General features: G+C 66.9%; 28 protein-coding genes and 2 pseudogenes. 5 read left to right on the forward strand and 25 right to left on the reverse strand.

All coding sequences use genetic code 11. The features are described 5' to 3' along the window. Positions 1 to 8: 8 nt before the first annotated feature. From ABZZ74_RS26695 to ABZZ74_RS26705, 3 genes are read right to left on the reverse strand one after another with little or no spacing between them, the layout of a single operon-like run. Positions 9 to 329 carry a hypothetical protein gene (locus ABZZ74_RS26695; RefSeq protein WP_356769023.1) on the reverse strand — a complete coding sequence of 107 codons (321 nt, stop codon included), beginning with the start codon at positions 327 to 329 and terminating at the stop codon, positions 9 to 11. Between the two features lie 4 nt (positions 330 to 333). Further along, positions 334 to 654, reverse strand: coding sequence for a hypothetical protein (locus ABZZ74_RS26700; protein WP_356769025.1), 321 nt, complete (start codon positions 652 to 654; stop codon positions 334 to 336). Then, positions 644 to 1,204 (reverse strand): bifunctional DNA primase/polymerase, encoded by a 561-nt coding sequence (locus ABZZ74_RS26705; RefSeq protein WP_356769027.1) that lies wholly within the window; start codon positions 1,202 to 1,204, stop codon positions 644 to 646. Before ABZZ74_RS26705 ends, ABZZ74_RS26700 begins: the two co-directional genes overlap by 11 nt. A gap of 395 nt (positions 1,205 to 1,599) precedes the next feature. Between ABZZ74_RS26705 and ABZZ74_RS26710 the strand changes: the two genes are divergently transcribed. Further along, on the forward strand, positions 1,600 to 2,847 hold the full coding sequence (locus ABZZ74_RS26710) for a hypothetical protein (RefSeq protein ID WP_356769029.1): 1,248 nt from the start codon (positions 1,600 to 1,602) through the stop codon (positions 2,845 to 2,847). 16 nt (positions 2,848 to 2,863) lie between these two features. Here the strand turns inward: ABZZ74_RS26710 and ABZZ74_RS26715 are convergent, their stop codons facing one another. Next, positions 2,864 to 3,790, reverse strand: coding sequence for an aminoglycoside phosphotransferase family protein (locus tag ABZZ74_RS26715; RefSeq protein ID WP_356769031.1), 927 nt, complete (start codon positions 3,788 to 3,790; stop codon positions 2,864 to 2,866). Between the two features lie 406 nt (positions 3,791 to 4,196). Between ABZZ74_RS26715 and ABZZ74_RS26720 the strand changes: the two genes are divergently transcribed. Beyond that, complete coding sequence (locus ABZZ74_RS26720) at positions 4,197 to 5,279, forward strand: hypothetical protein (protein ID WP_356769033.1); 1,083 nt, start codon at positions 4,197 to 4,199, stop codon at positions 5,277 to 5,279. Between the two features lie 42 nt (positions 5,280 to 5,321). Here ABZZ74_RS26720 and ABZZ74_RS26725 read toward each other — a convergent pair whose 3' ends face one another. From ABZZ74_RS26725 to ABZZ74_RS26800, 16 genes are all read right to left on the reverse strand, one after another. Continuing rightward, entirely contained in the window at positions 5,322 to 6,791 is a 1,470-nt protein-coding gene (locus ABZZ74_RS26725) for a site-specific integrase (protein WP_356769035.1), read from the reverse strand. Continuing rightward, a complete protein-coding gene (locus ABZZ74_RS26730) occupies positions 6,788 to 6,979 on the reverse strand; it encodes a helix-turn-helix domain-containing protein (RefSeq protein WP_356769085.1) in 192 nt (63 codons plus the stop codon). Before ABZZ74_RS26730 ends, ABZZ74_RS26725 begins: the two co-directional genes overlap by 4 nt. Then, on the reverse strand, positions 6,976 to 8,127 hold the full coding sequence (locus tag ABZZ74_RS26735; protein ID WP_356769037.1) for an AAA family ATPase: 1,152 nt from the start codon (positions 8,125 to 8,127) through the stop codon (positions 6,976 to 6,978). Before ABZZ74_RS26735 ends, ABZZ74_RS26730 begins: the two co-directional genes overlap by 4 nt. Next, the gene (locus ABZZ74_RS26740) at positions 8,124 to 9,023 is read right to left on the reverse strand and encodes a bifunctional DNA primase/polymerase (protein WP_356769038.1); all 900 of its coding nucleotides are present in this window, start codon (positions 9,021 to 9,023) and stop codon (positions 8,124 to 8,126) included. Before ABZZ74_RS26740 ends, ABZZ74_RS26735 begins: the two co-directional genes overlap by 4 nt. Before the next feature lie 87 nt (positions 9,024 to 9,110). Continuing rightward, positions 9,111 to 9,605: a single-stranded DNA-binding protein gene (locus ABZZ74_RS26745; RefSeq protein ID WP_356769040.1), complete on the reverse strand. Its 495-nt coding sequence runs from the start codon at positions 9,603 to 9,605 to the stop codon at positions 9,111 to 9,113. A gap of 5 nt (positions 9,606 to 9,610) precedes the next feature. Continuing rightward, the gene (locus tag ABZZ74_RS26750; protein ID WP_356769042.1) at positions 9,611 to 9,949 is read right to left on the reverse strand and encodes a hypothetical protein; all 339 of its coding nucleotides are present in this window, start codon (positions 9,947 to 9,949) and stop codon (positions 9,611 to 9,613) included. Then, positions 9,946 to 10,551, reverse strand: a complete 606-nt coding sequence (locus ABZZ74_RS26755; RefSeq protein ID WP_356769044.1) for a hypothetical protein — start codon at positions 10,549 to 10,551, stop codon at positions 9,946 to 9,948. The genes ABZZ74_RS26750 and ABZZ74_RS26755 overlap by 4 nt, the downstream gene beginning before the upstream one ends. Before the next feature lie 11 nt (positions 10,552 to 10,562). Beyond that, positions 10,563 to 10,751 carry a hypothetical protein gene (locus ABZZ74_RS26760; RefSeq protein ID WP_018087415.1) on the reverse strand — a complete coding sequence of 63 codons (189 nt, stop codon included), beginning with the start codon at positions 10,749 to 10,751 and terminating at the stop codon, positions 10,563 to 10,565. A 34-nt stretch (positions 10,752 to 10,785) separates the two neighbouring features. Further along, complete coding sequence (locus tag ABZZ74_RS26765) at positions 10,786 to 11,037, reverse strand: hypothetical protein (RefSeq protein ID WP_356769046.1); 252 nt, start codon at positions 11,035 to 11,037, stop codon at positions 10,786 to 10,788. Between the two features lie 141 nt (positions 11,038 to 11,178). Next, entirely contained in the window at positions 11,179 to 13,434 is a 2,256-nt protein-coding gene (locus ABZZ74_RS26770) for a cell division protein FtsK (RefSeq protein ID WP_356769048.1), read from the reverse strand. Positions 13,435 to 13,576: 142 nt separating this feature from the next. Next, positions 13,577 to 13,912: a hypothetical protein gene (locus ABZZ74_RS26775; protein ID WP_356769050.1), complete on the reverse strand. Its 336-nt coding sequence runs from the start codon at positions 13,910 to 13,912 to the stop codon at positions 13,577 to 13,579. Next, positions 13,909 to 14,559 carry a GGDEF domain-containing protein gene (locus ABZZ74_RS26780; protein WP_356769052.1) on the reverse strand — a complete coding sequence of 217 codons (651 nt, stop codon included), beginning with the start codon at positions 14,557 to 14,559 and terminating at the stop codon, positions 13,909 to 13,911. Before ABZZ74_RS26780 ends, ABZZ74_RS26775 begins: the two co-directional genes overlap by 4 nt. Beyond that, positions 14,556 to 15,575 (reverse strand): DUF2637 domain-containing protein, encoded by a 1,020-nt coding sequence (locus ABZZ74_RS26785; protein WP_356769054.1) that lies wholly within the window; start codon positions 15,573 to 15,575, stop codon positions 14,556 to 14,558. The genes ABZZ74_RS26780 and ABZZ74_RS26785 overlap by 4 nt, the downstream gene beginning before the upstream one ends. Beyond that, on the reverse strand, positions 15,572 to 15,898 hold the full coding sequence (locus ABZZ74_RS26790) for a DUF6303 family protein (RefSeq protein ID WP_356769056.1): 327 nt from the start codon (positions 15,896 to 15,898) through the stop codon (positions 15,572 to 15,574). The genes ABZZ74_RS26785 and ABZZ74_RS26790 overlap by 4 nt, the downstream gene beginning before the upstream one ends. Further along, a complete protein-coding gene (locus tag ABZZ74_RS26795; protein ID WP_356769058.1) occupies positions 15,895 to 16,089 on the reverse strand; it encodes a hypothetical protein in 195 nt (64 codons plus the stop codon). Before ABZZ74_RS26795 ends, ABZZ74_RS26790 begins: the two co-directional genes overlap by 4 nt. Beyond that, positions 16,086 to 16,379: a hypothetical protein gene (locus ABZZ74_RS26800; RefSeq protein WP_356769060.1), complete on the reverse strand. Its 294-nt coding sequence runs from the start codon at positions 16,377 to 16,379 to the stop codon at positions 16,086 to 16,088. The genes ABZZ74_RS26795 and ABZZ74_RS26800 overlap by 4 nt, the downstream gene beginning before the upstream one ends. 400 nt (positions 16,380 to 16,779) lie before the next feature. On the opposite strand from ABZZ74_RS26800, the gene ABZZ74_RS26805 reads away from it, so the two are divergent. Further along, positions 16,780 to 17,175 (forward strand): winged helix-turn-helix domain-containing protein, encoded by a 396-nt coding sequence (locus tag ABZZ74_RS26805; protein WP_356769062.1) that lies wholly within the window; start codon positions 16,780 to 16,782, stop codon positions 17,173 to 17,175. 216 nt (positions 17,176 to 17,391) lie between these two features. Here ABZZ74_RS26805 and ABZZ74_RS26810 read toward each other — a convergent pair whose 3' ends face one another. Continuing rightward, positions 17,392 to 17,955: a flavoprotein gene (locus tag ABZZ74_RS26810; protein WP_356769064.1), complete on the reverse strand. Its 564-nt coding sequence runs from the start codon at positions 17,953 to 17,955 to the stop codon at positions 17,392 to 17,394. Then, positions 17,952 to 19,187: a helix-turn-helix transcriptional regulator gene (locus tag ABZZ74_RS26815; protein WP_356769066.1), complete on the reverse strand. Its 1,236-nt coding sequence runs from the start codon at positions 19,185 to 19,187 to the stop codon at positions 17,952 to 17,954. The genes ABZZ74_RS26810 and ABZZ74_RS26815 overlap by 4 nt, the downstream gene beginning before the upstream one ends. Before the next feature lie 456 nt (positions 19,188 to 19,643). On the opposite strand from ABZZ74_RS26815, the gene ABZZ74_RS26820 reads away from it, so the two are divergent. Then, on the forward strand, positions 19,644 to 20,996 hold the full coding sequence (locus tag ABZZ74_RS26820; RefSeq protein ID WP_356769068.1) for a hypothetical protein: 1,353 nt from the start codon (positions 19,644 to 19,646) through the stop codon (positions 20,994 to 20,996). Positions 20,997 to 21,385: 389 nt separating this feature from the next. On the opposite strand, the gene ABZZ74_RS26825 is transcribed toward ABZZ74_RS26820, so the two are convergent. From ABZZ74_RS26825 to ABZZ74_RS26835, 3 genes and pseudogenes are all read right to left on the reverse strand, one after another. Beyond that, positions 21,386 to 21,760, reverse strand: coding sequence for a DUF6083 domain-containing protein (locus ABZZ74_RS26825; RefSeq protein ID WP_356769070.1), 375 nt, complete (start codon positions 21,758 to 21,760; stop codon positions 21,386 to 21,388). A 195-nt stretch (positions 21,761 to 21,955) separates the two neighbouring features. Next, positions 21,956 to 22,387 (reverse strand): annotated as a pseudogene (locus tag ABZZ74_RS26830) (site-specific integrase); the annotation flags it as partial. Positions 22,388 to 22,617: 230 nt separating this feature from the next. Then, positions 22,618 to 22,863 (reverse strand): annotated as a pseudogene (locus ABZZ74_RS26835) (IS5/IS1182 family transposase); the annotation flags it as partial. 112 nt (positions 22,864 to 22,975) lie between these two features. On the opposite strand from ABZZ74_RS26835, the gene ABZZ74_RS26840 reads away from it, so the two are divergent. Further along, positions 22,976 to 24,544 (forward strand): IS256 family transposase, encoded by a 1,569-nt coding sequence (locus ABZZ74_RS26840; protein ID WP_356769072.1) that lies wholly within the window; start codon positions 22,976 to 22,978, stop codon positions 24,542 to 24,544. Positions 24,545 to 24,719: the final 175 nt, after the last annotated feature.

Consider the following 24,719-nt stretch of genomic DNA (forward strand, 5'->3'; position numbering starts at 1 on the left):
GACCCAGTTCAAGCCGCGGGCGCTTCCCGACGAGGAGACAGAGGCATGCCTGCCGTCGTGTCTCTTGATTCCGCGTTCAGACCGGCCACAATCAGACTCGCCAGGAGCTCAGCCGCCTCAGGACGAACGGCCCCGAGCTGGACCAGCCCGTCACCGAAAACGTTGACGTCGGCGACAAGGCCGGGGAAGTCCGAGTCCAGCCCGAGCAACACAAGCTGCTCGGCCAGGGCGCCGGCGCTTTGTCGTGCGCGGTTCCAGCCGGGCACGTAGGGCACGCCCGGCGCCAGGTTCTCCGCTCGTTTGGCCACTACTCCGCGCCGGTCAGTCATGATGTCAGGCCCTTCCCTGGTGTTCTTCGGCGACGGTCGGTTCGGCACCGTCGTCGTTACGGTCTCGGCCGAAGCCGCTCGCGAGTGCCAGGCGCAGGAGTTCTGCAACACGCTCGGCCGTGGCGGGGGACACTCGGCCCAGATCTACAAGGCCGTGTCCGAAGGCGTTCAAGTCCGCGCGCAGGTAGGGGAAGTCCTTCTCCAGGCCGGCTCGGACGAGGACGTCTCGCAGTGCGGTGGTCGCGTTTCGGGCCGCGTACCAGCCGTCGCTATCAAGCGGTGACCACGCGGCAGCGTCGCGCCCGTCGGTCGGCTCAGTCGGCATCCGTGCTCGTCTCCTCGGAGAGCGCGGCGACCGCCGCGTACGGCGTCGGGTACTGCTCGTCGAAGCGGTCGATCCTTGCCAAGAGTTCCGCGGAGGCGACCAGCGCAGTGGCCAGGGCGACGGGGCGCAGCGGATTGGCTTCCGGTCGACGCGTAGGCGCGCGGAGCCACTGATAGCGGTCATCGGCCAGCGGGATGGGGCCCGGCACGACGACGGCACAGTCCTTGCTCAGATACCGATACGGCGGCGGCGAGGACGTTTCACGTTCGAGGTAGTGCGTGAAGGTCTCGCAGCTCTGCGAGGAGAGGAAGAATCCGACTCGCTGTGCCTTGCGGTCGATAACCGTTGGTCCGAACGGCATCGCACTCCGCAAGAGGCGATCGAACATCTCCATCCCGAGTCGCTGTTCCACGCTCAGCACGTCGAAGTAGCGGCCGGTCGGCAGCAGGCACGGCATGCGGGGATCGTCCGCCCACACCTGCCGGCACTCGACGGGGTTGTCTGCGGCCGCCGACAGCCATTCCATGCCGCTCCTGGTCATCCTCTGCACGCCATCTCACCTCGGTCGAGACTGGGTTGCGGCCGCAATGCCGCCCTGTGTCCAGGCTCGGGGCCACCACCCTGGCCAGGGCAGATGACGAGAGGTGACGGGGGATGACGGGTCAGGCGTGGACGCGTCATCCCCCGTCACCGATCAACAACCCTCGATCTACGGTTACTTGCAGCGCGCGGCGCGTACATTCGATCGTGAGGCCAAAGAGTCGTGCGCCCCATAAGTCGCACCCGTGCTCAGGTGGGGAGGGAACGGTCACGTCTTCGCTGGAGCCGATCAGCGTTCGCTTACGGCAAGCCCGTACGGGCCGGGGCTGGAGTCAGCCGAGGTTGGTACGCGAGCTGCGTCAGGTTGCGCTCCGCCGCGGCCACCAACTCCCGTCAGACGCCAGCGTGAAGCGTCGTATCGCCAGTTGGGAGAACGGCCACAGTGCGCCGGACGACTTCTACGGTCCGTTGCTGTGCGAGGCGTACGACCTCAGCGCCGCCGAGTTGGGGCTGAACCACGAGGGCGAGCGGGACACCGGGCTCTTGGACGCCAGCTATCCGGCGAGCCCCGAAGGCGCGATCGATACCGTCGGTCAGCTGTGGCGCGCTGACCTCAACCGGTATGAACCCCTGCTGCAGGCCGATCCCTCCGAGCCCGCGTGGAACGAAGCCTCGCTCCGCTGGTTGGTTGCACCCGAGCCGGCCGTTCCTCGGCAGCGTCGAGACGGAATGCGCGTCGGCTTCGGAGATGTCGCCGCCGTCAAGACCACGGCGGACATGTTCGCCGAGTTGGACGACAGGTTCGGAGGCGACCATGCCCGGCACGCAGCCGTTCAGTACCTCAGCACTGAAGTGACGCCACTCCTACGTGGGCAGTACACCGAGCAGGTGGGGCGAGCTCTGTTTTCCACCGTGGCAGAGGCGACCCTCCTGGCCGGGTGGATGTCGTACGACGCTTGCCGACATGGCCTGGCGCAGCGGTACTTCCTCCAGGCCCTCCGGTTGGCCCAGGATGCGAACGACCGTCGGCTCGCCGGAAGCATCCTGTCTGCCATGAGCCACCAGGCGACGTTCCTCGGTCGTTACACGCAGGCCGCGACGCTTGCCCGCGCGGCGCTCATGGGCATCTCCCCCGTGGCCACGCCGACACTGCGTGCCCAGTTCCACGCCATGGAGGCTCGCGCACTTGCCCGCACCGGCGACGTACGGGCATGCGAAGCGGCCCTGACCGCAGCCACGAAAGCGCTGGAGAGCCGGAACAGCGACGACGAGCCCGAATGGATCAGCTACTTCGACGAAGCTGAACTTGCTGCCGAGGCCGCCCACTGCTTCCGCGACGTCAACAGCGCCCGAAAGGCCGTTGCCCACGCCGAGAACGCCATGAGCGGCAGCCATGTGCGAAGCGACTTCTTCGCGACCATGGTTCTGGCCGACGCCCACCTACGCGCCGGCGACGTCGAGGAAGCCTGCCGTGTCGCCCTTGATGCCCTCGACCTGGGCGAGCAGCTGAAGTCGGCTCGCTGCATCAGTTACCTTGCCGAGTTCCGGCAGAACCTTGCAGGCGTCGGTAGCAACAGGGACGTACAGAGCTTCAACGATCAGGTCAGAGACCACCGACTGTGGCTTGCCGCTGGCGGTCAGGCCGATTCCTGACGCGCCAACGTCTCGGTCAGAACGGGCCCCATTGGTCTCGGCCCTCACCATTCCGAAGGGACCCCACTCGCCGAGCAAACTCGGCGGCGGCCCGGTCGCTGCTCGTGACCTGGTGCCCGAGCCAGGCCACCATCATCAGTTCACGCAGGTCCGCCAGGGTCTCGTACCCGGGCCAGTTCATCAGGTCGAAGCCGTACCGGTGCACGAACTCTGCGTACTCTGCCTTGCTGTGCCACGCATACCGCTCGTAGAACATCGCTGTCTGGACTAGGTCCCACTCGCGTGGTGCCAGTGCGAAGCCATCCAGGTCGATCAGCACCGCGTGCCCGTCTCGGTGGCGGAGGATGTTCCCGATGCTCGCATCACCGTGGATCATGCCGAAGGGAAGGACGAAGTCCAGCCGGTCGTAGTCCTTACCGAGGCTCGATGCTCGTTCTTCGAGGAACGTTCGGTCCTCCGCCGAGATGCCGTCCAGCCCTTCGAGGGATGCCGCCACCTTGGCCAGCGGGTCGTAGTACGGCAGGTGCAGAGACTCGGGTTCTTCCAGCCAGTGCAAGCGACGGAGGAGATCCGCGAGCTCCCCGACCGTCCCGTACTCCTCGTTCTCCTGGACGCTCTCCCAGACCGTCACCACGAGGCCGCCGACGACGAGCGGTTGGGTGACCGACGCCGGCACGCGCATGGCCGGGAAGTCCTGCGTCTCAAGCCACCGGGCCACGGTCACGGCCCGCTCCATCTCCGCGACCACCGCCCGATCACGCGCGATGCGGACGATGACCGGTAAGGACGCCAGGCGGTAGACCGCGTTCGAACCCAACCGCAGCAACTCGGCGCCGCGGGAGTCGAGTCCGGCCGTCGCGCATGCTTCCCGGAGAACGGGCTCCAGGCCCTCCGCCGTGAACTCCGTGCCGCCGTCCGGTCCCTCGTTGCTGCCCGAGATCATGCTTCGACCATACGGGCGGCACCGACCGCCCGACAGGCCGCCCACGTAATAGGGACGTAATGATCTTCGTCAGCAGCGACCGCGGCCACCCCTCCCCCGCAGGTCAGCACCCCAACAGCGCAACGGTCTCTGATGGGCTCCGGAGCCGTGTGCGCAGGTTCGAATCCTGCCGGGGGCACTCGCCGGTCACAGACTCAAAACTACGGTCTGACCAGGGCGGATGCCGACAGAAAAGGGCGGGAGTCAGTCTCACTGACTCCCGCCCTTTCTCACTGTCTCTCACGGCTCGTGTGTGAGGGGCGTGTGAGTCACACACAGGCAGTGGGGCCGCTGGACTACCGCCCCGAAGGGGCTTTCCTTCATATTTGGAGGCGGCCTCGGCCCGGAGGTTGCCAGAATGTCCGTCATGGCACGCAAGCAAGCACCCGCATACGCCTGGCCCACTCACCTAGTCCGGCCGCAGGCAGGCCAGCGCCTTGTCTATCTGGACCTCAACCACTGGATCAGCCTAGCCAAAGCCGCTACGGGACACAGGACCGGGGAGATCTATCGGCCGGCGCTCACTGCGGTGCAAGAAGCTGCCAGCTCCGGGAAGTACCTCTTCCCCCTCTCCCTGACCCACTACATGGAGATGGCAGGAATCCAGGACCCGCGCCAGCGAGGCGATATCGCTGACGTGATGGAGGATCTGTCCGGGTTCACCACCCTGCTCACCAACTCTCACATCGCGCGGCTAGAGGTCGAAGCGGCACTAGATCGCATCTTTTCCGTCGACTCGCCGCACATTGCCGACCTCAACCTACTAGGGCACGGCATTGGTCACACCATGGGTATGCGCGGAGGCTTGTATATCCGTTCCGCCACGGGTGACGTCACCGAAGAAGCCCGCGCTGCTTGGCCGGACGGCCCCGAATCGTTTGATGCGATGCTGGCAGATGCGCGTCAACACCTAGAGCGTTCTATGTTGCGCGGACCCGCTGACGCCGAAGTGCCGGAGCTTACGGCAAACGGATGGGATCCCACCGTTGCCAAGAGGAGCGCCGAAAAGCGAGCAGAGTCGGAGCGCCAACTGGCCGAGCGGCTCGATAACGATCCGCAGTATTGGAACCGTCTACGGGACGTCGTTCAAGGTCGATACATTTCTCTCGAAATCATCGATACGCTAAACAAGGCCCTGATCGATCGCGACAAGCGAATCGAGGACGTGGTCACCGATAAAGATTCGATCAGAGCCTTCGCAGATTGCATGCCGAGCGCTGACGTCCACACAACTCTGGTAGAAGCTGCGCATCGCAACCGTGAGAAGTCATGGGAACCGAACGACGTCTTCGATATTGACGCATTGAGTGTCGCGGTGCCGTACTGCGACATCGTCGTCACCGAACGCTACGCCAGCCATGTGGTGAATGCCGCCCATCTCCCGCAAGGGATGCAAACCGAGGTGTTCCCTAGGCTCAAAGACCTAATGGAGTGGCTGGACCGACAGTGAGTGTGCAACCACTGCGGTTGCACACTCAGACGAAGGCACACCCTATTCCCAGCCCATGGCCCTTTCGATCTTCTTGTTGTCCTCCTCCTCACTGTTGTCGAGGCAGCCTGCGTAGTGGCGGTCAATGACCTCCGGCGAAGTGCCGGCGCGTCGGGCCACCTCGGCTACGGGGAGGCCTGAGCGGAGCCAGTCCGTGATGCACGTGGCCCGGCCTTCGTACGGCTTCCCTGCGAGCGGTGAGGCCACCTTGTGGGGCGGGAACGCCAGGGGGCGAGCTTCCTCCCACACACGCCAGTAGCTGGACGTGCCCACCAGACCGCCCCGCTCGTTCTGGAACACCCGGCCATCCGCCGCTGTCCCGAACTCCTTCACGTGCGCTCGGAGCATCGCCACCAGGATGGGCGGGATCGGCACCGGGCGGTCCGCCTCGGGGTCCCGCATCTTCAGCCCCCGCTTGTCGTGACGCTGGCCGGAGTCTGTCCACTTCTTTCCCGATACCGGACGTGTTTCCCGGAGGGTGAGCACGCCCCACCCCTTCTCCGGCAGGTGGCAATCGTCCAGCCGCAATGCCACGACTTCCGCCGGGCGCATCGCCGCGTAGAGGATGCACCCGAAGAACGCGACCAGGCGTCTCCCCCGGTTTCGGTGGACCGATCCCACGTACGAGACCGCTGTCAGGAACTCGCGCCCCTGTACGGCATTCATGAGGATTCGCGGGTCGATTGGGCCGCTAGCGGCAGTGGCCGGACGCTCCAATCCGGCGAGCGGGTTTTCGTCCAGATATCGCTTCTGGATCGCGTACGCCATGGCCGCGTTGAAGCAACGACGGCGACGCTTGTACGTGTCCTTGGCTGCCAACTTGCCATCAAGCTTGTAGGCGAGCCGGTAATGGACATCCTCTGCGATGCCAGATCGCTTCAGCGAGGACAGGGGGAGGGAGTTCTCCGCGAGCCATGAGCAGACCTTCTCAAGGTCCGGCGGGGGCTCCTGGTCCGCGTGAGCCGGAACGGCAACCCATCGCACGGCCCGCCGGACCGCCCGAAGTTCCGGCACGTCCGGCCTGTCCGCGAGCATCCCCAAAGCTGCCGCGGCAAGGCTGTCTGCAAACCCTTCCCGCGTCTTTGCTGCCGCAGTGCGCCAACGTCGCTTCATGAACTCGCGTGAGAACTCCCACCATGTGGGATCAGACTTTGCCTCAGCCTTTGCCGCTTCGGCCGCTCGTGCTTGCCGTATCTCCGACTCAGGGAGACCCGACTTCACGTCGAAAGCCTCGCCTTTACGCATGGCTTTCCAGAGATCCGACCGACGGCTTTCAGCTAGCGCTGTTGTGGCGAAGGTGGCATGGCAGACCTTCCCTGCGACCACCCAACGCAGTTGGTAAGGAGCCGATTTACTGGAAATCTTGCTGATCTTCCAGATACGGACGTCAGTGGAAAGGGTGAGCCCTTCAGGTTCGGCAGGGCGCTCACCATTGCGGGCGCCCTGCGGTGCGCTGGTCTTGCGGTGGGTCACGCGGCTTCCTCCAGAGCTGCAATCCAGCGCTCCAATTCCGAACGACGAATCCGCACGGCGCCGTTCGGGAGCTTGATTGCTTTCGGCCCTTTCCTCTGCTGTCGCCAGCGATAGAAGGTCGACAGTGGTACGCCGATTTCATCGATGACCTGGGAAATCGTGAGCATCTCGTCACGCGCCACGGTCAGCCTCCGATTTCGCCAGCGGAGTCGGACAGCTGGGACAGTCCCGATCCGGGCTGTCCCAACTGTTCGTGCAGGTCAGTGGGGGTATTGGGACAGTCGGACAGCTGGGACACCCCCGGCGTGCCCTGCGTCCGGGTCTCGGTGTCCGGGTAGTACCGGCCCGCGGCATCCTTGGTCAACTGTCCGTCCGCAGCCATGCGCGAGCAGGTGCGGCGGACGTTCTCGGCATCGAGCTGCGGCAGCGCAGCCACGATGTCCCGGGGGCGCGCGCCGGGGTTCTCCCGGACGTGCCGCAGGATCGCCGCACGGGTGTCACCGATGGTGTGGTCCGTGACAGGTCCATCGAGCATCTGCCAGGCACCGGAGGCGGCTTGGAACTGAAGCGCGTACTCGGCTTCGTCGACGTCGCGTCCGGTCACATGCAGGATGCCGTCCGCCTGCCCGCGTGCCCGCTTCAGGACGAGCGTGGCGTCTGCGGCTCCGGCGATGCCGTTCGTGCCGGAGACCTCTGTCAGGAAGTCGTCCGAGCCTGCCTTGCGGACGTGGTGGACGAGCACGACGGCGATGCCGTAGTGGTCGGCGATTCGCTTCGCGTAGCCGACGGCGACGTAGTCCGCGTCATAGGCGGACACGCCCTGTGGGGCGGGGCCGCGCATCTTGGCGAACACGTCGATGACGACCATCCGCGCTTCCGGGTTGCGCTCCAACCAGTTGGCGATCGCGTCGCTGCCGCCCTGCGGGAAGGGCGGGCATTCGGTGACCAACGTCAGTCCGGACGGGGCCGATTGGCCCCCGAGCATCTTGCCCATGCGGGTCTGGAGACGGCGCGGGGTGTCCTCCAAGGCGAGGTAGAGCACCGGTCCGCCGTCGACCGGCATCGTGTCGAAGGCGTGCCCGCCAGAGGCGACCGCGAGGGCGAGCCCGAGGGAGAGCCAGGACTTGCCCACCTTCGGGGGTCCGGCGAGCAGGTTGACCCCCTCGGCGAGGATGCCGGGCACGGCCCATTTCGGCTCCGGGAAGTCCGCGGCCATGAGCTGGTCGGCGGTCCAAGCCGTGCGGGGGCGTTCGCGCTTGGGCAGCTCGCGCGGGGCTGCTTGTGGGTCGCTGGGCACGGAGTACAGGTGCAGTGGGGGGATCGGGTTGGTGCTCATGCCGCGACCCTTCGGGGGCGGTTGGCTCCGGCGCGCAGGCCGGAGGCGATGGTGCGGCGTGCCTCGCGCTCGCCCTGGCCGACGCTGAGCGCCGCTTCGGCGAGCTTCTCGGTCACCGTGCGCGCGTCCAGCTCTCCCCCGGCGACCAGTTGCCCGAGAGCGACGGACGCGATGTAGAGGGCGTTGTTGTGCTCGTGCGGACCGGAGTTGGTGACGCGGGCCAACTCGCCGTTGAGCGCGGCGACCAGGAACTTGCCGCGTCGGTCGCGAGCCGTCAGCGGGACCGTGACTGGACGCTGCGGAGGCAGCGGGACGGGACGCAGCAGCTCAGCCAGCCAGCCAGGCAGCGGCGCGACCGGAGCGTCATTCGCGACCGTGTAGGGGCGCCCGGCGAAGGTGCTGCCCGCGCCGACCACGAGTCCGCCGACAGCGCGAGTATCAACCTTCCAGCCGAGCCCGCGGGCGCTGTCCCCGGCCGTGTTGCGCAGCGGCTCGCCCTCGGGGGCGGCGAAGTACAGGTGGCTGCCGCCGCTCCAGGTGCGGACCGTGTATGTCTCGGCGGGGAAGGGCTGGCCGTGGCGCTCGCAGAGCACGGCGAGCACGTCGGTGCCGTCCGTGACGCCGTGCTCCGCCCAATCGGCCGGCGGGGTGTCCTGCGGGTGCTTGGGACGGTCTAGGTCGACGATGACCAGCCGGGAGGGACCGGCCGCGATGCCGACGTTGTACGGGGCGTGCGTCCAGCACCGGGTGATGCGCTCACGGTCGGTAGTGGCGCGGGTCTCCCAGTTTGGGATCGCGGGGCGCTTGTCGTTGGGGATGAGGGGGAACACGTGCCAGTCGCGCGACGCTGCGTCAAGCGCTGCGGCGAGCTGGGCAGAGCCGTCCAGTTCGGGCATGCTGGAGGTCTCCTGTTCTGTCGAAGGGACAAGGGGAAACCGGGGCGGCCGTGGTCTTGTGGTGAGAGACGGCCGCCCCGGGCGTATCTAGAACGGGGGCTCGTCGCTGTACTTCGCGCCGCCGGGTGCGGTCGGAGCGGGCGTGCCCCATCCGCCCGCGGCCGGGGCCGCGGTGTTCCATGCGTCGGCGGCCGGGCCGGAGGGGGCGCCGTTGCGCTGGACGCGTTCGACCTTGGCCGTGGCGAAGCGCAGCGAGGGGCCGATGTCGTCGACTTCCAGACCGAGCATCGAGCGCTTCTCGCCCTCCGGCGTGTCCCAGTTGTGCTGACGCAGGCGGCCGGTGACGACCACCCGCATGCCCTTGGTCAGGCTCTCGGCGATGTGCTGAGCAAGGTCACGCCAAGCGGTGCAGCGCAGGAACATCGCGGTGCCGTCCTGCCACTGCCCGGACGTCTTGTCGTAGCTGCGCGGGGTGGAGGCCACGGAGAACTTCACCAGCGCGGCCCCCGACGGGGTGAAGCGCAGTTCGGGGTCTCCAGCGAGGTTGCCGACGATGGTGATGGTGGTCTCGCCTACGGACATGGGGATCACTCGCTTTCGGTGTGGGTGTGGGCGTGGGCGTTGAGCCGCCGGGCGGCGGCGTGCAGCTTGGCGTCCAGGACAGCGGGCGGGGCGGTGGTGAAGGCGTGCAGGGCGACGGCGGCGGCGATGATGACGTCGCACAATTCGTCGGCCACGTCCGTCGGGGTGTGGGTGGTGCCCTTGCGGGGGTTCTGCCCGGTCACGCCGATGTACGCGGCGGCGGCTTCGCCCGCTTCCTCGGTCACCTTCATCAGCCGCATCGCCCTCTCGTGCTCGCCAGTGCCGTTCGCGGCGTTCAGGGCGGCGGCGATGCTGGCCGTGACGGGCCACAGGACCGCGCTCATGCGGACTCCCCCTCGGCGGTGGGGAGTTCGGGGAGTCCCGCGCGTTCCAGGGCGGCGGGGTCGAAGCCTGGCAGCGCGGCCCGCGTGACGAGCGCCTGGGCGAGCTGTTCGGCGTAGGCGGCGCCGGTGCGGGCCACCTCGATCTGTGTCGTGCCGCGGATGGTCTCGACACGCTCGATGTGGGCGCGTTCCTCGCGCCGGTCGCTCACGTGCCGCTCGAAGGCGACGCGCTCGCGCCGGTCGGTGCGCCAGTAGCGCGCGGCGAGCCCGTAGGCGACGGCGGTGGCCAGCGCCCACAGCAGCAGCGGCAGCGACCACCCGTCGGCGTATCCGGCGACCCCAGCGAGGGCAAGCCCGCCGGAGGCGGCAAACGCGGTCCCGGCAAGCACGGGGTCTCCGGCACGGCCGACGCTCGCGCACGCGCCAGCCGCAGCGGCGGCAAGAGACAGAGCGGTCATCAACACGGCGTTGCCCACGGAGTGTTCGGCGCCGTTGGCGTTCCAGATCCGGGCCAGCGCGAGCACGGTCGTGGTGGCGAGCGCGGGCGCGGCCTTGGGCGCGGCGAGGGCGAGCCAGTGCCGGGCGACGATGGGTTCGTTCACAGCCGTATTCCTCACAGGTCCGGGAGCGCGTTGACGATGGCGCTCATGAGCTGGTTGACGGTGTCGGCGGCGCCCGTCGAGGCGAGGTAGAAGCCGAACATCACGGCCACGAACGCGCTGCCGGGGCCGAGGGTCTTGGAGCGCAGCAGCATGAAGAGCACGAAGCCGAAGAGCAGGGCGAGGGAGATGGTCACGGCCATGCCACAACTTCCTTTCCGTGGGGTGGAGTTGGGGTCAGCGGGTGCCTGCGCGGTAGGTGCGGGCGGCGCGGTTGTAGAGCCAGCGGCCGACGCGTATCCGCTTGCCGTGGCCCTTGCAGCGGCGGCACGTCTTGCCGCGCTTGGGCCGTCCCTTGCGGTCGGTGCGCATGGCGAAGCCGAAGCCGTGGCACTTGCGGCAGTCGCCGAACGGGCTCGCCGCACAGACAGAGGCGTAACCGAACGTGACGAACAACAGGAGTGTGATAGGGAGCAGGATCGGGGTCACGAGAGTCCTCCCAGGGCGGTTTTCAGGGGTTTCCGCAGGTGGGGCCCTATCGGCTAGCTTGCTGATCAGAGCCCATATGGGGCGCTAGCGGGGTCTCTAGCGCTAGAGGGTTGGACCCCTAGCGCTAGAGACCCCTCGCGGTCAGCCCGCGTCCCGCTTTCGGTCACGCTCCGCAATCGCCGTGATGATGTGGGCGCGCTCGAACCCGGTCCGGTTGACGGTCTTGCCGGAGATGCGCCGCGCCACCTGTCCCGTGGTCACGCCGTAGGGCTTGAGCGCGGTCGTGAGCTGGCGGGCCTTGTCGGCGGGCGCCATCTCGCCCCACGCGCCGTACTTCTCCGGCCGCAGCTCGGCGAGCCGGTCGACAGTGACGTCGTTCCACGGCTTGGCCTCATCCGCCGCGACGACGGCGAGGATGTCCTCAAGCAGCGGGTCAACCGCCTCGCGCCGCTCCGGTGCAGCTCCGGCCGCCATGCCGCGCAGCGTGCCCGCCTCGATGCGGGCCCGGCGGGCGCGCTCGCAGATGGCATCCGCAGCTGGGTTGTCCATGTAGTAGCCGCGCACGATCTGCGGGTCATCGGAGGCACCGACCAGGTAGCCGATGCCCTTGTCGGACTTGGTGAACGAGGTGGCGCGGATGCCGTTCTTGTAGTTCGACGTGCCAAGGATCATGTCGTTCTCGATCTGGCCCATGACCCGCAGGCAGAACCGGGTGCCCACGTTCGCGCTGATGGCGGGCGGGAGCGAGTCCTTGTCCGGGCGCTGCGTGGCCAGCAGCAGGATCACCCCGAGCGCCCGGCCGCGCTTGATGATGGCCGTGCACAGTGATCCGGCTTCCTTGCCGTACTTCTCGTGACTGAACAGTTCCTGGCACTCGTCGATCGCGAGGACAAGCGGGTGCAGTCCCAGCGAGCGGTTCGCGGCGAGCGCCGGAGTGACCTTGTTCTCCGGGCACTTGTCCTTGGGCAGGGAGCTGATGACCTTGGCGCGGCGCTCCAAGTCCTTGTAGACGTAGCGGATCGAATCGAGCGCCGCCGCGGCCGTCTCGTCGTCCGGGCCCGAACCATAGTCCTCGGCGACCTTCTTCAGCGGGTCCAGGTCACCGGTGCCCTTCAGCTCCCACACCAGCAGCTCGGCGAGGACGTCCAGCGCGGCGGCGAGCAGCGGCGTACGCAGGCTGAAGGTCTTGCCCATGCCGGGCATGGCGCCGATCAGGATGTTGTCGTACATCAGCGTCAGGTCGACGTTGCGGCCGCGCTGGTCGGTGCCGAACGGCAGAGGCTTGAACAGCGACGCCGTGCCCGACTTGGCCAGCGGCCAGGTGGGGGAGGGCACCTTGTTCAGTGCCCGGTCCCCCACCCACAGGACCATCCGGCCGGCGTGTTCGTCGGTGACCGGCTCCGGCCACACGCAGCCCAGCGGGCGCCTGAGGCCGGAGGCCAGCTTCTCGCGCCGGTCAAGAATGTCCGGCACGGTCACGCCGTAGGGCAGGTCGACGTCCGCGCGCCAGCCGGGGCCGTCGCGGGTGATCGGGGCGGGGAACTTGATGCCCTCCCCGCCCTTGGCGAGTGCCTTGTTGATCTCGGCGATACCGAGCGCTCCCAGGGCGCGTTCGACGATGCCGGAGGTCAGCCGCTCGACTTCGGTCGTCACGACCGCGCGGGAGATGACGGGCTTGTCGGACGGTGCCCCGAGGAAGCCGAATCCGGCCGTCAGCACGGCCAGTGCCAGGACTTCGAGCCAGGTCGGGGCGAGCACGAACAGCACGATGGCCAGCACCGGACCGAGCACCAGACCGAACAGCAGCAGGAGGCTGCGCAGCTTGACGCGGTTGTCGCGCTGCCGGGACAGCCTCAGGTACTCCTCGACGTTCTCGCGCCGGGCGGCGACCTGCCGCAGCGGATCGCCCTCCGTGTCCGCAACCCACCGCATCGTGCTGCCGATGAACTTCGCGACCCCGGCCGGGGCCTGGAAGGCGAGACGCATGGAGTACCAGGGCAGGCGCACCGCGTGGAAGGCGGTGGTGTGCCAGGCGTAGCCACCCAGCCAGCCCAGCGCGGTGATGAACTCCGGCTTGGACCGCGCCCACGCCGGGATCACCTCGCGCCGCTGACCCGACCGCAGTCGGTCCATCAGGCCCGGACCGGCCGGGGCCGGACCGTCGACCATCACCGTCGGCCGTTCGTCCGGGTCGTCGTCGACCGAGTCGACCGTCCGGTCGACGCTCGGGTCGGCCGACTCGGTCGGCCGGGAGTCGGCAGTCGAGTCGGGGGCGGGGTCGGCCGACTCGCCGCGCGCCGATCGGGCCTTGTTCAGGTCGACTACCTCGGCGCCGGAGTCGGCGGCCAACTCGGCTTCGAGTCGGTTGAACAGTTCGTTGTCGTCGGGGTGGTTCACTGAGGTTCCTTCCACTTTCGGGTGTGAGGGGAAGCGGGCCCGGCCGACGCTGTAGGAGGTGGGAGGCCGGGCCCGTGTAGCGATGCTGAGCGCCGTACGTGGCAGGAGCCGACCCAAATTGGGTCGCTAGAACACGCGTGCGCTACAGGTCGAACAGGCCGCACTGTTCCTCGGGCGCCGCGGGCAGTCGCTTCTTGGTGAGCCGGGCGGCGGCGGTGTGGCAGTCGGGGCACCATGCGCGCAGCTCACTCGCTGGGAGGCGGGCGGCGGCGACGTCGGTGGTGAGCAGGTCGACCGGCGCGGCCATCAGCCGCACCCGGCGCCCGTGCTTACTGGTGTAGTGGTCGTGCTCGTGCAGGCACCGGCCGCTGCCCTTGGCGTGCGCGTTGCCGCACTCGCCGCTGCACTGGCAGCGGAACCCGGCCGCCTCCATCACCGCGGTGAACATGGCGGCGCCGACGATGGGCTGTGACTTCATGCGACCACCCCCACCGCGGGCACCTCGGTGTGGGCGCCGGTTCGGCCGGCACGCCGTCCGGTGACGGTGGCGAACAGCCAGCCGAGCCCCGCGCGGCGGGTTCCGGCGCGAGCCTGCTTGGCCGCGTACATCGCCTCATCCGCGCGCCGCAGCAGGCCGGACAGGTCGTCGGCGGGGAAGTCCGCGGCACGGACCCAGCCGAGTGAGACCGTGGTGCGCACGTGCGAGTCCTGGCCGTCGATGGGCCGGGCAAGCACGCCGTGCAGCACGGCGAGCATGTCGGCGGCGGTGCCGTGATCGTCGATGAGGACGGCGGCGAACTCATCGCCCCCGAGCCGTCCGGCGACCCCGGTGCGGCCGGTGTGGTGGGCGAGGCGGTCGGCGGTCGCCTTCAACAGCGCGTCTCCGGCCGCGTGCCCGTAGGTGTCGTTGATGTGCTTGAACTTGTCGACGTCGGCCAGCACCACGACCGCGCGCGGGTCCTTGAGCAGGGCCGTGGCGCGGCGGGTGAAGCCGTCGCGGGTGCGTAACCCGGTGAGCGGGTCACGCCGGGCGCTGTTCAGGCAGCCGCGCAGCCACCACACGTGAACCGTCCACCCGGCGGCGAGCGGCAGCGCGGACAGCAGAAGCATGGCCAGGGTGTTCACGCTGCCACCCCCTCGGCGCCGTCGCCGGATGCGGTGGCATCGGGAGCGTCCACGGGGCGCAGCGCGCGCCCGTCGGCTCGCTCGGCGAGCAGGGCGTCACGCACCTGCCGGGCGGGGCCGGAGCCGCAGTGCAGCTCCTTGCGCAGCGCCTCGGCGTTGATCTGGCTGTCCTTCCAGTCGGCCGTGATCGTGCGCGCCTCGGCGAGCAGTTCGGCCGTGGTGCGCTGCGCTGTCTTGGCCTTGCCCGTCGTCGGCCGCTTGCGCGGCGGCTTGGATGCCTCGCGCTTCGGCTTCTCGGGCGCCTGCTCCGGCCGCGGCTCCGGGTTGACCGGTGTGCCGTCGTCGGCGGGGGCCAATTCGCCCGTGCGCAGCATCACGCGTTCACGCCGCGGTGTCTTCCAACGCCACTTCCAGCCGTACCGCTCGTGCAGGTCCGCGCGGGCCAGCAGCCGTTCCCGCTCGCAGGCAAGCGCCAGGCGGTAGGAGGTGACCTCCCACAGCGTCATGCGCCGCCACAGCGTGAACGTGGACAGCGGGGCCAGGAACCAGCGGGAGAGCCGGATCTTTTCCATGCGGCGGCCGGTGGCGGCGCCGATCCGGACGGCGTAGATGTGCGCGCCGATCTCGGAGAACACCACCCATAGCAGCGGCATGGTGCCGTGCGCGACCTTCGCCCACACGTCGTGTCCGGCGGCGATGTTGAGCCCGCAGGTGACCAGGGTGAGCACCCAGGGCACGAACCGCACCCAGGCAAGCGCCATGTCCATCCGGATCAGCAGCAGGTTGGCCACGGTGAACACTGGAATGGCCACGTCGATACCGACCGGCAGCATCCACGGCTCGCTGAATCCCCAGCGGGCGGCAGCGGCCGACACGGCGTCGAAGGAAGAGATGAGACCGAGCGCGCCGACTCCAGCGGCGGCGAGCGCGCCGATTCCGGCGAGGCCCATCTCCGGCTTGGTCAGCGGCGGTACCGCCGGACGTTCGGCGGTCTGTGTCGTGTCGGTGGTGGTCATGCCGCACCCCCGTTCAGCGGCCGGATCTGGGCCGCAGCCATCAGTTCCACCTGCACCGGGTGCGGGTGGTACTCCGGGGTGGTGCTCTCGCACCACCCCCATTCGGCGTCCTCGGCGAGCGTGAAGCCGAGCGAGGAGAGCGCCGCCGCGCGCTCTTCGACCGTCGGGGCCTGCGGCGACGTGGGCCACGTGAAGGTGGGCCAGTCACTGACCAGGCCGGTCATCACGATGAAGAGCTGCCAGCACGGCCCGGCCGTCCGCTCCGGAACCGTCGCGCCGCAGCAGCGCACGGTGATCTGCGCCCGCAGTACCTGCCTGCTCATGGCGCACTGCCGTTCCGGCGCCCGTTCCGCACCCATCCGGCGAACTGCATCGCGAACCCGACGGCGGCGATGCCCATCAACTGCCGGTCACCGGTCACCAGAGCGGCGATGGAACCGATGAGCGCGATGGCGACGCCCGTGAGAACCAGGACCAGGGCGAAGCCCTTCGGGGTCGGGGTCTGGGAAGTCATGCCGCCGCTCCCTTCCGGGACGGCCGGCGGCGCCCGGCCGGGCGGACCAGCGGGAAGACGTTGAACAGCTCCGGGGCGTGCGCCTCGATCACCTCGGCGGCGACGCGGGCCACGTCGTCCGGGAGCTCCGGGTTGTCGGCGAGAATGTCGCGCGCCGCGTCCAGCCGGGCGGCCCGCTCTTCGCTGGTCTCGCCCTCCACCCCCAGCCACAGTTCCGGCGGGGTGCCCAGGGCCAGTTCGATGAAGTCGTTGACGGAGACGGCCTGATGACCGCCGATGTACGTGCGCATGCAGCGCTCCTGATGTCGAAGGGACAGAGAGATGCCGGGCGGTCGTGGCCTGGTGGTGAGAGGCGACCACTCGGGATGTGCACCCCGAGCCGCATCAGCGGCAGGGCAGCGCCCTGGCCGGGAGTCGAACCCGGCCTACGACCATCAGGGCGATTTGCGCTGTTCAGCACACGGACTGGAGTCCGCATGCGCCGCCTACTTGACCGAGGAGAGGCGGCATGATCCCCATTCAGTTGTCAAAGGCCAGACACTCCCGGCGGGCTCGGTAACCCCTGAAAGGGGCTCCCGTTTTCACGGGACCAGCCGGTGCGTGAGTTCAGATTGACCTAGGTCAATCTGACTGTCAAGAGGGTTCGAGCAGAGAACAGAGATTGACCTAGGTCCGGCTACTCTCGAACCCATGGAGCAGAGCCCAGAAGCGCCCAAGCAGACGCCCACGGCCAAAGAGATTGCTGCGCAGTACCGCGCGAAGATCACGGGGCCGAACCCCGAGTTCAAGCCGGGGGCTCAGCTCCCCGCGGCCCGTAAGCTCGCCAAAGACCTTTCCGTGCAGCTCATGACCGTGCAGAGCGCGTACAGCCAGCTCCGTGACGAGGGGTTGGTTCTCACCCAGCAAGGCCGCGGGACGTTCGTCCGTGACCCATCGATGCCGCTCGGTACCGAGCCGGGCAGTAGCCCGGCATACACCGCGCTGGCAACAGAACTCAGCACGATTCATGACGCTCTTCGCCTGCTCGGCGAGCGACTCGACCGCCTTGAACAGCTTGTCGGCGACGGAACTCCACCTGCTCCGTGAGTTCGTCCGCGCGCCGCAGCAGTTGTTCAACCGTGGCGCGCGCCTCGCTCAAACTCGCTTTGATCAAGGCAAGTTCCGTGGGAGTCAGACCTCCCAACTCGTCGCTTCGCTCATCGACCCTCAACATGGCAATGAGCATGCGGCCTGAAAGAGAAGAGGACCCGGACAGACTGTCCGGGTCCTCTTTCCTTGCAGGTCAGCGATGTTGACGACTCGTCATCGAGTAGCTTTCTCCACAGCGTCCAGCACTGCGGCCCACGGGAGTTCGCGCCCCGCCGGCGCTTCCCTCGGCTCATACAGCGGCCAGACGTCCGGGCCGTCGACGACGTGCACTCCCCCTGCCCGAAGTGCGTCGATGTGGCCTTGCCACGCGGGGTGGCGAGCGTGGGCCGCGTTCACCCGCGGGAAGACGACAACCGGCAGACTGAGGGTGCCAATAGCCTCGCCAACCTGGGTCAGCGCCTGGTTGTCCATCACGCCAGTCGCGAGCTTGGCAACCATGTTGGCCGACGCAGGAGCGACCACATAGCAATCAACCGGCGGATGCGGCCGGGCCTCACCAGGCAGGCGCGCTTCGTCGCGCACGGGTAGGCCGGTGAGCTTCTCCAGCCGCTCAACCTCCCCGCTCAACCGCAGCCATTGGCCTGCGGTCGGCGTCAACGTGATAGCCACCTGCCACCCGCGGTCCATCGCTGGTTCGACGAGGCCCGTGCGCAGTGCCTCTACGCCTCCGGCCGCCGATCCCACGACCCCGAGCACCCCGCGCTTGACTGAACTCACTGCACCGCCCTGCACCGTTGCGCCATTACGAACACCTCAGACGAACGCGAACCACCGGTCACGGGAGCCTGCTTGATCAGGTCTCGCAGCGTCTCGCGCACCCTCGGATTGTTGCGTACGAGCTGCGGCGAGGTGCGCTCGGCCGTACGCAGTTCCGCGTACGCCTCGTCTCCCTGGCCAGCGAGCGACAGAGCCCGCGCGTAGTCGATGCGGTGCGAGACGCTGCGTTCCTTTGGCATGTGGTCGACATTGATCCGGCCGTTTTCCACCACATACGAGACGTTGTCAAGGTCAAGCTCAATGGACAGGCGATGGAGCAGAACGTTCGTCGGCCCGAACCCGGTCTGCCAGTAGTTCTCATCCGACCCGAGGTCGTCCGCAAGTTCTTCAGCACGGTCCAGCAACCCCGTGGCGGTGGGCCGGTCCTGATGCCGCGCTGCCGCTACTGCGGCGCGCAGGTGGATCATCCCCAACAGACTTAGCGCCGCCGGGTCGTGCTCGGTCACCTGAGACGACAGCCATGCGGCGGCCGTGTTGCCCAGTTCGAGAGCGTCGTCATACCTCCCGTTGGCAAGCAGGGCGTGCGTGCCGGACCGTGCCGCGGACGCGAGGACTAGCGGGTCGTCCGATTCGTCAGCGGCTCGCATCGCGCGCTCAGCAGCGAGCCACGAGATGTCCGATTCTCCGATCTTCGCAAGCGTCGTTGCCGCGAGATGGTGTGTCCGGGCAGATACCGCCCAGCAATCACTCCGGTCCTCACCGCGGCGCCCTGCTCGTTCCTCCAACTCCTGTGCCGTCTGAAGCAAAGCGGGGAGTGCGGCGATGACACTGCCGAGTCGTCCCCCCTGGTAGTCGTTCCATACCTGCTCCACACGGACGGCCGCAGGAGCAGGCGTGGGGAGCTGAGTCTCAGCGTCGGGGCCGAAGAGTAGGCGGGAGAGGCGACGCGGGCTCATGAGGGCGTCGCGCACGGCGGGGACATCGTCCTGTTGTCGCTCGTCCTCCATTAGGACGGTCTGACCTAGCAGGTCCCCGAGGGGCACGCGCAGGATGCGCGACAGCTCCGAGAGCATGTCGATACGGGGCGGCTTCCGGCGCCCGGTCTCGATCTTCGCGAGCCAGTCGGTGCTACGACCGACCAGACCGGCCAGCACCTCTTGCGTGTAGCCGCGGCGCTTCCGGTAGAACGCGATGCGCTCGCCGATGCTGAGGTGATCTCCAAGACCACGCATTGCCTGATGCCTCCTGGTTGTAGGGGCCAGCTTCACGGTACCGAGCCGGTCACGACGTTGGACAGATGGTCATTTCTGTCCGCCTGACAAGCGTGGCGTTCCCGAGAACAACAAACCCGGACGAAATGTCCGGGTCCCGCTTGTACAGTCGAGATCCACAGTGGCGGACGGGAGGTGTCCCACCTGTCCGACTGTCCCAACAGTGGGAGTGACCTGCGAAAACAGGTGGGACAGCGGGAACCGAAGGTGTCCCAGCTGTCCGGGCTTGCTGAAACACCCGAGTGTTTCAGCACTCGCAGTGGACGGCACTCAGCGCCGTACGGCTCACGGCAGAGAGGGAACCGAAGGACATCTGCGGCGATCGGACCTCTAGACGGTCCGAGACCAAGAGGCGGCCGTGGCGTACACCTGCGCTGCGAGAAAGCGCGCGACACGTTGCGATAGGGACGACACACTATGGAGACCAACGATCCCGAAGGTGCGATTGTGACTCAGGAAATTGAGGGCGGGTCCGTAGTTAATACTAGTCCCCGTCCAAGGATGCTCGTCTGGGGATTCTCTAACGATGAAGAGCTTGTTAAAGAGCTGCTTCAGCTATGCCCAACAACAAGACGCATCCAGAGCCTCAGAGAAGTACGCCAAGCCGAATGGGACGTGATTGTCACAGACGAAAGTCTCCACGAAAGCAGCCAGAGCTACACTAGCACTGTACGAGTGCAACCACATCTCTGCGTCGTTCACCGTTCACCATTCACTGACTTCACCAAGACCGTAGAGCATGTCCCCGGGTGGACGGCCTCGATTTCATCAAAAATTGGGGTGATCTCTCAAGAGATTCGACGGATGAGAAACCTTCCCGAGCGCATTTCAGTACTGATCCACGAGAAGCTTGAACCGGTCCTTACACAGCGAAAAGCCCATACAATTTTCGAGCATCGAATTGCTCAGTCCGGCAACCCGCGGCCAGCCCCTAAAATCACTCCCTTCATCACCACAGCAGACAACCACGCTCTTGCCGGCAAGTACGCCCGCAGTGATTCTTCAGAAGCATGGCTGCTACCTGCCGACACCCCCGACTTCCCGCTATGGGTTAAAGCTGCTCTAGCAGAGTGGCACAGCTTGGCACCCGATCGGTTCCCTGGAGTTCCCGACTGGTCTGAACAGCCTGAATGGTTCACTGAGGCCGAACTGGAGATCGCAGCGGAACTCAAGAATCTAGAGATTGAACGCTCTGAATACTTGACAGTGCTACAGAAGCGCGAAGATGACCTAAAAGACCGTCTCTCAACAGCTCGCCAACACGCTGACAGTTATGAGCGTGCACTACTTACCACGCAATCGGACGAGCTAAAGGGGGCAGTAATCCTGGCCCTTCAAGAGCTAGGGTTCACAGTTATCGACGCCGATCAAAATGCCGAACCAGATGACCATCTAGAAGATCTTCACGTTATTGACCCAGATGCGCCGAACTGGATCGCTCTAGGTGAGGTGAAGGGCTACACGCGAGGGGCGAAAACTGAAGGCTTGACGCAGTTCCTGCGCTTCAACCTGCGATACACCGCCAGAACGGGAAGAAACCCTGACGCTTGCTGGTACATCGTGAATCAATTCATCAAGCGCGATCCGAAAACCCGCCAACGCGCCCTCCACGGAAAAGACGAGGACGTCAATGCATTCGGTGCCGCCAATGGCTTGGTAATCGATACAGTGCAGCTATTTCACTTGCTTCAAAAGGTCCAAAAAGGCAGCATCCCGCCGAAGGAAGCAAGGCAACTGCTGCGCGGAGCTACAGGTAGATTTACCTTGTAGCACGCTGTCCGTCTTCATGGCCCCTACGCCCATGAAGACGCTCCTCACCTCGTGGCCACGTGTGAGGGGCGTGTGGGCCGCGAACTGCAACCCGCGGCCTGCGAGAACGGGCCAGGTCAAGGGCCGTTTGACGGACGTATGCCCCATGCTCTCCGGAGCCGTGTGCGCAGGTTCGAATCCTGCCGGGGGCACCCCTCGTGAGGTGCCCAAAGACCCCGTCACCAGCGGAAACGCTGAGGCCGGGGTCTTCGCGTATAGGCAGCCGTATGCCGCCCTGAGCCGCCGTATGTCAGAGTCCGTGGACTATTTGTGGACACGATCTTGCGCCATCGGCCCAGGTCAATCCAGGGAGTCACGAGGGCCGTCGCCACAACCAGAGCGAAGCACCCTCACCCCACCTCCGGCCAAGTCTCAGGTGGCTCTGACTCGGTCTGGCGCTCCACTCGACGCTCGTTCTCGCCCCGCAGGCTGGTCAACCATGGCCAGAGATCGGGCAGCGGTTGCACCGAGCACGCAAGCCGGTGCTCGATACGGCACCGCTGAAACGGATCTGGCGGGCACACGCCGTAGACCGTCACCCGCCCGTCAGACAGCACGATCCACCGATGCTCCGCCGGCACCATGTGGGCCAACGGCTCCATGCCCGGCTCCAGCAGTACCCACTCATACTCCAGCGTCGCCACACGATCGGCCGGCAGGCCGCAGTACAGGCAACGTGACTTCCCACCCTCTAACCTGCGCGGTCCTTCTTCTGTAGCCCCCATACCGCGAGGGTCGACAGCTCAGGCCGCCGTGCGAAGGGGCGAATCAGACGGAACGTATGAGGCACAGATCCATTGTTGAAGCCACGGGCAATTCGGAAGGTGCATCCCGCAACTATCGACCGTCGGTGCACGGCCGAGACATCACGAAGCCCCCCGGCCCGGCTGGGCTGAGGGGCTGTGAAGGTCGAGGTCGGACTACTCGTACTCGGCCAGTAGCTCTTCGATTTTCCGGTTGGCGATCTCCTGACGTCCGTCGATGCACTTGGCGTAGCGACTCAGCAGAACCTCGACACTGTTCCCCGCGCGTTCGGCCACCTCTGTCGCGTCGACGCCGGAGTTGAGCCAGGTCGAGAGCGCCGAGTGCCGAAGGTCGTAAGGACGGGCGGCGAGCGGTGAAGCGACGACGGCCGGCGGAAGCGCCAGCGCACGGGCTTCCTGCCAGACCCGGAAGTACGTCGACGAGCCGACCACTCCCCCGCGTTCATTGGTGAAGAGCCGTCCGTCGTCAGCTACGCCGAAGGTGCCAATGTGATCCCGCAGGATGGCAACGAGTTGGGGCGGGATCGGCACAGGCCGGACCTCTTCCGCCGGCCGGTTCTTCAATCCCCGGTCGTCATGCGTTTCGCCGCGTTTCCTGCTTGACGTGGCGCGGGCACACGCGCAGCGGCGACACGTCGGCGAGGCCACAGCCGCACTCATGGAGGCCGAGGCCCTAGCGCCCGAACAGATCCACGATCACCACTTGGCCCGCGAGGTCATCCGGGACTTGATCCAACTCTCAGACCCTCGCGTCCCCGACTCGCTGCGAAACTTGGCCGAGCGCAGCGCCGTGATCTAGCTAGGCGGTTTCGTTTGGATCAGCGGGCGGACCAGAGGAAGAGGCCTGCCACATGGAGTCCGGCCAAGTAGATGGTTGCGGCCTTCTCACAGCGGGTGGCGAGCCCACGCCACGTCAGGTGGTTGATGCATCGCTCGACGGTGTTGCGCTGCTTGTAGGTCTCGCGGTCGAAGGTCGGCGGCCTGCCTCCCCGGCTGCCTCGTCGCAGCCGGTGGCCTCGCTGGTCCTCCGCGACCGGGATCACCGCTCGGATGCCGCGCTTGCGGGGTCGAGACTGGGCCGAGCCCTGGCCCGGATGACCGGAGCTGTTGTGGGGTAACCCGATGAATACGGGCTCCGGGTGATCCAGGAGAGCCTCTCGCCCTCAGGAGGAGACGTTGGCCCAGGAGAAGGCCTCGGCGAAGGTGACTCGTCAGGAGCCGGGCCCGCGACCGTTGAAGGCCGCGACGCTCCGGACCCGGGTGGTGTTCGACGGGGTGACGGTCACCATCACCCGATGGTTCAGACCCCCGGGGCTATGGCGCACCCTGCGCATCCCACTACCCGAAATACTGTCCGCAGGCTTCGACAACCACGACGGCGAAGATACACACTCGTTCCGACTGACGTCGGCCGGCCGGGACCACATCTGGGTCCCGGTGCTCATCAAGCGCGGTGAGCAGAAGGCCTCCTGGGTGGCACTGGCGCAGACGGTCAACGAGGCCTGCGCACAGCGGATGCGCCATGTGCTCGGCTCCACGGTAGGGATGGGGCCCTGGAGCGAGGCAACCTGGCAGCGGGTGGACGAACTGGCGCCCGAACTCACCGCCTGCAAGAGCTGGATCGAGCAGGAGGTGCTGAAGACCCTGTCCGAGCGCCGGATCAACACCGATCCGGGCCTCTCCCCGTCACCGAGCGTCCAGGGGGGGTACCTCGTCGCCTACCAGCCGACATGGTGGGGGTTCTGTCCCATGGGTCCGCAGGATACCGCGCAGGTCGAGGCCTGGTACGCGCTGATCGAACGGCTGCAGCCGCACGGCGAGGTCACCGGCACGCCCGAATGGACCGACGACGCCTCGGCTCTACTCGCCTGGGGCCATCGGGTTCGACAGGGCGTCAGGGACGAGAACAGAGGACCGGGCGAGCGCCGGATCTGCGGCGACCTGGACGTGGAGCTGAGCGTGTTCCGCACCCGGCCCCTGGACCACACCTGCTTCCCCTACGTCTACCTCGACGCCACGTACTGCAAGGCCCGCGTGAACCACCAGATCGTCTCCCAGGCCGTGGTCATCGCCACCGGCATCACCGAGGACGGCGGACGCGAGGTCCTCGGGCTGATGGTCGGTGACAGCGAGAGCGAGGTGTTCTGGAGCGAGTTCCTGCGCTCCCTGCGCGAGCGCGGGCTGACCGGTGTCCGCCTGGTCATCGCCGACCACCACAGCGGCCTGGTCAAAGCCGTCCGCAAGGTCATGCTCGGCGCCGCTTACCAGAGGTGTCGCGTTCATTTCCTGCGGAATGTCTTTGCGGTGATCCCCAAGGACGCCGCCGAGATGGGGGTGGCCGCGACCATCCGCACGATCTTCGCCCAGCCCACTGCCGACGCCGTCCGCGCCCAGCTCAAGACCGTCGCCGACATGCTTGGACGGCAATTCCCCAAGGTTAGGGCGATGCTCCTGGAGGCCAAGGTCGACCTCACCGCCTTCGCGGACTTCCCCGAGCGACATTGGAAGAAGATCCAGTCGACGAAGCCTCTGGAGCGGGTCAACCGGGAGATCAAGCGCCGTGTCGACGTCGTCCAGATCTTCTCCAACCCTGACGCCCTCGAACGCCTCACCACCGCGGTCCTCATCGAGATGCACGACGAATGGATCACCTTCCCCCGCCGCTACCTCCCCGAAGGCAGCATGGACAAGATCTATCCCCCTGATGATCAACCCGGCACGGCTACACCACTACAAGGGACATGACCAACCGTCAAGCATCAAGCGAAGTAGGACAGCCTCACCCACAGAGGCGCGGACAGAGTTTCCCTACATCATCAAGTGCCCGCGCACGGCGCGGGCGCGCGCCGCCTCTGCGGCGCGGCCGCGCACCAGTCATAGCCCTCGCAAGCCCAGCTCGTAAGAGCCTAGTGGAGGGTGA

Origin of the sequence: Streptomyces sp. NPDC006476, from assembly GCF_040612015.1 — a bacterium.
Lineage (GTDB): Bacteria > Actinomycetota > Actinomycetes > Streptomycetales > Streptomycetaceae > Streptomyces > Streptomyces griseorubiginosus_B.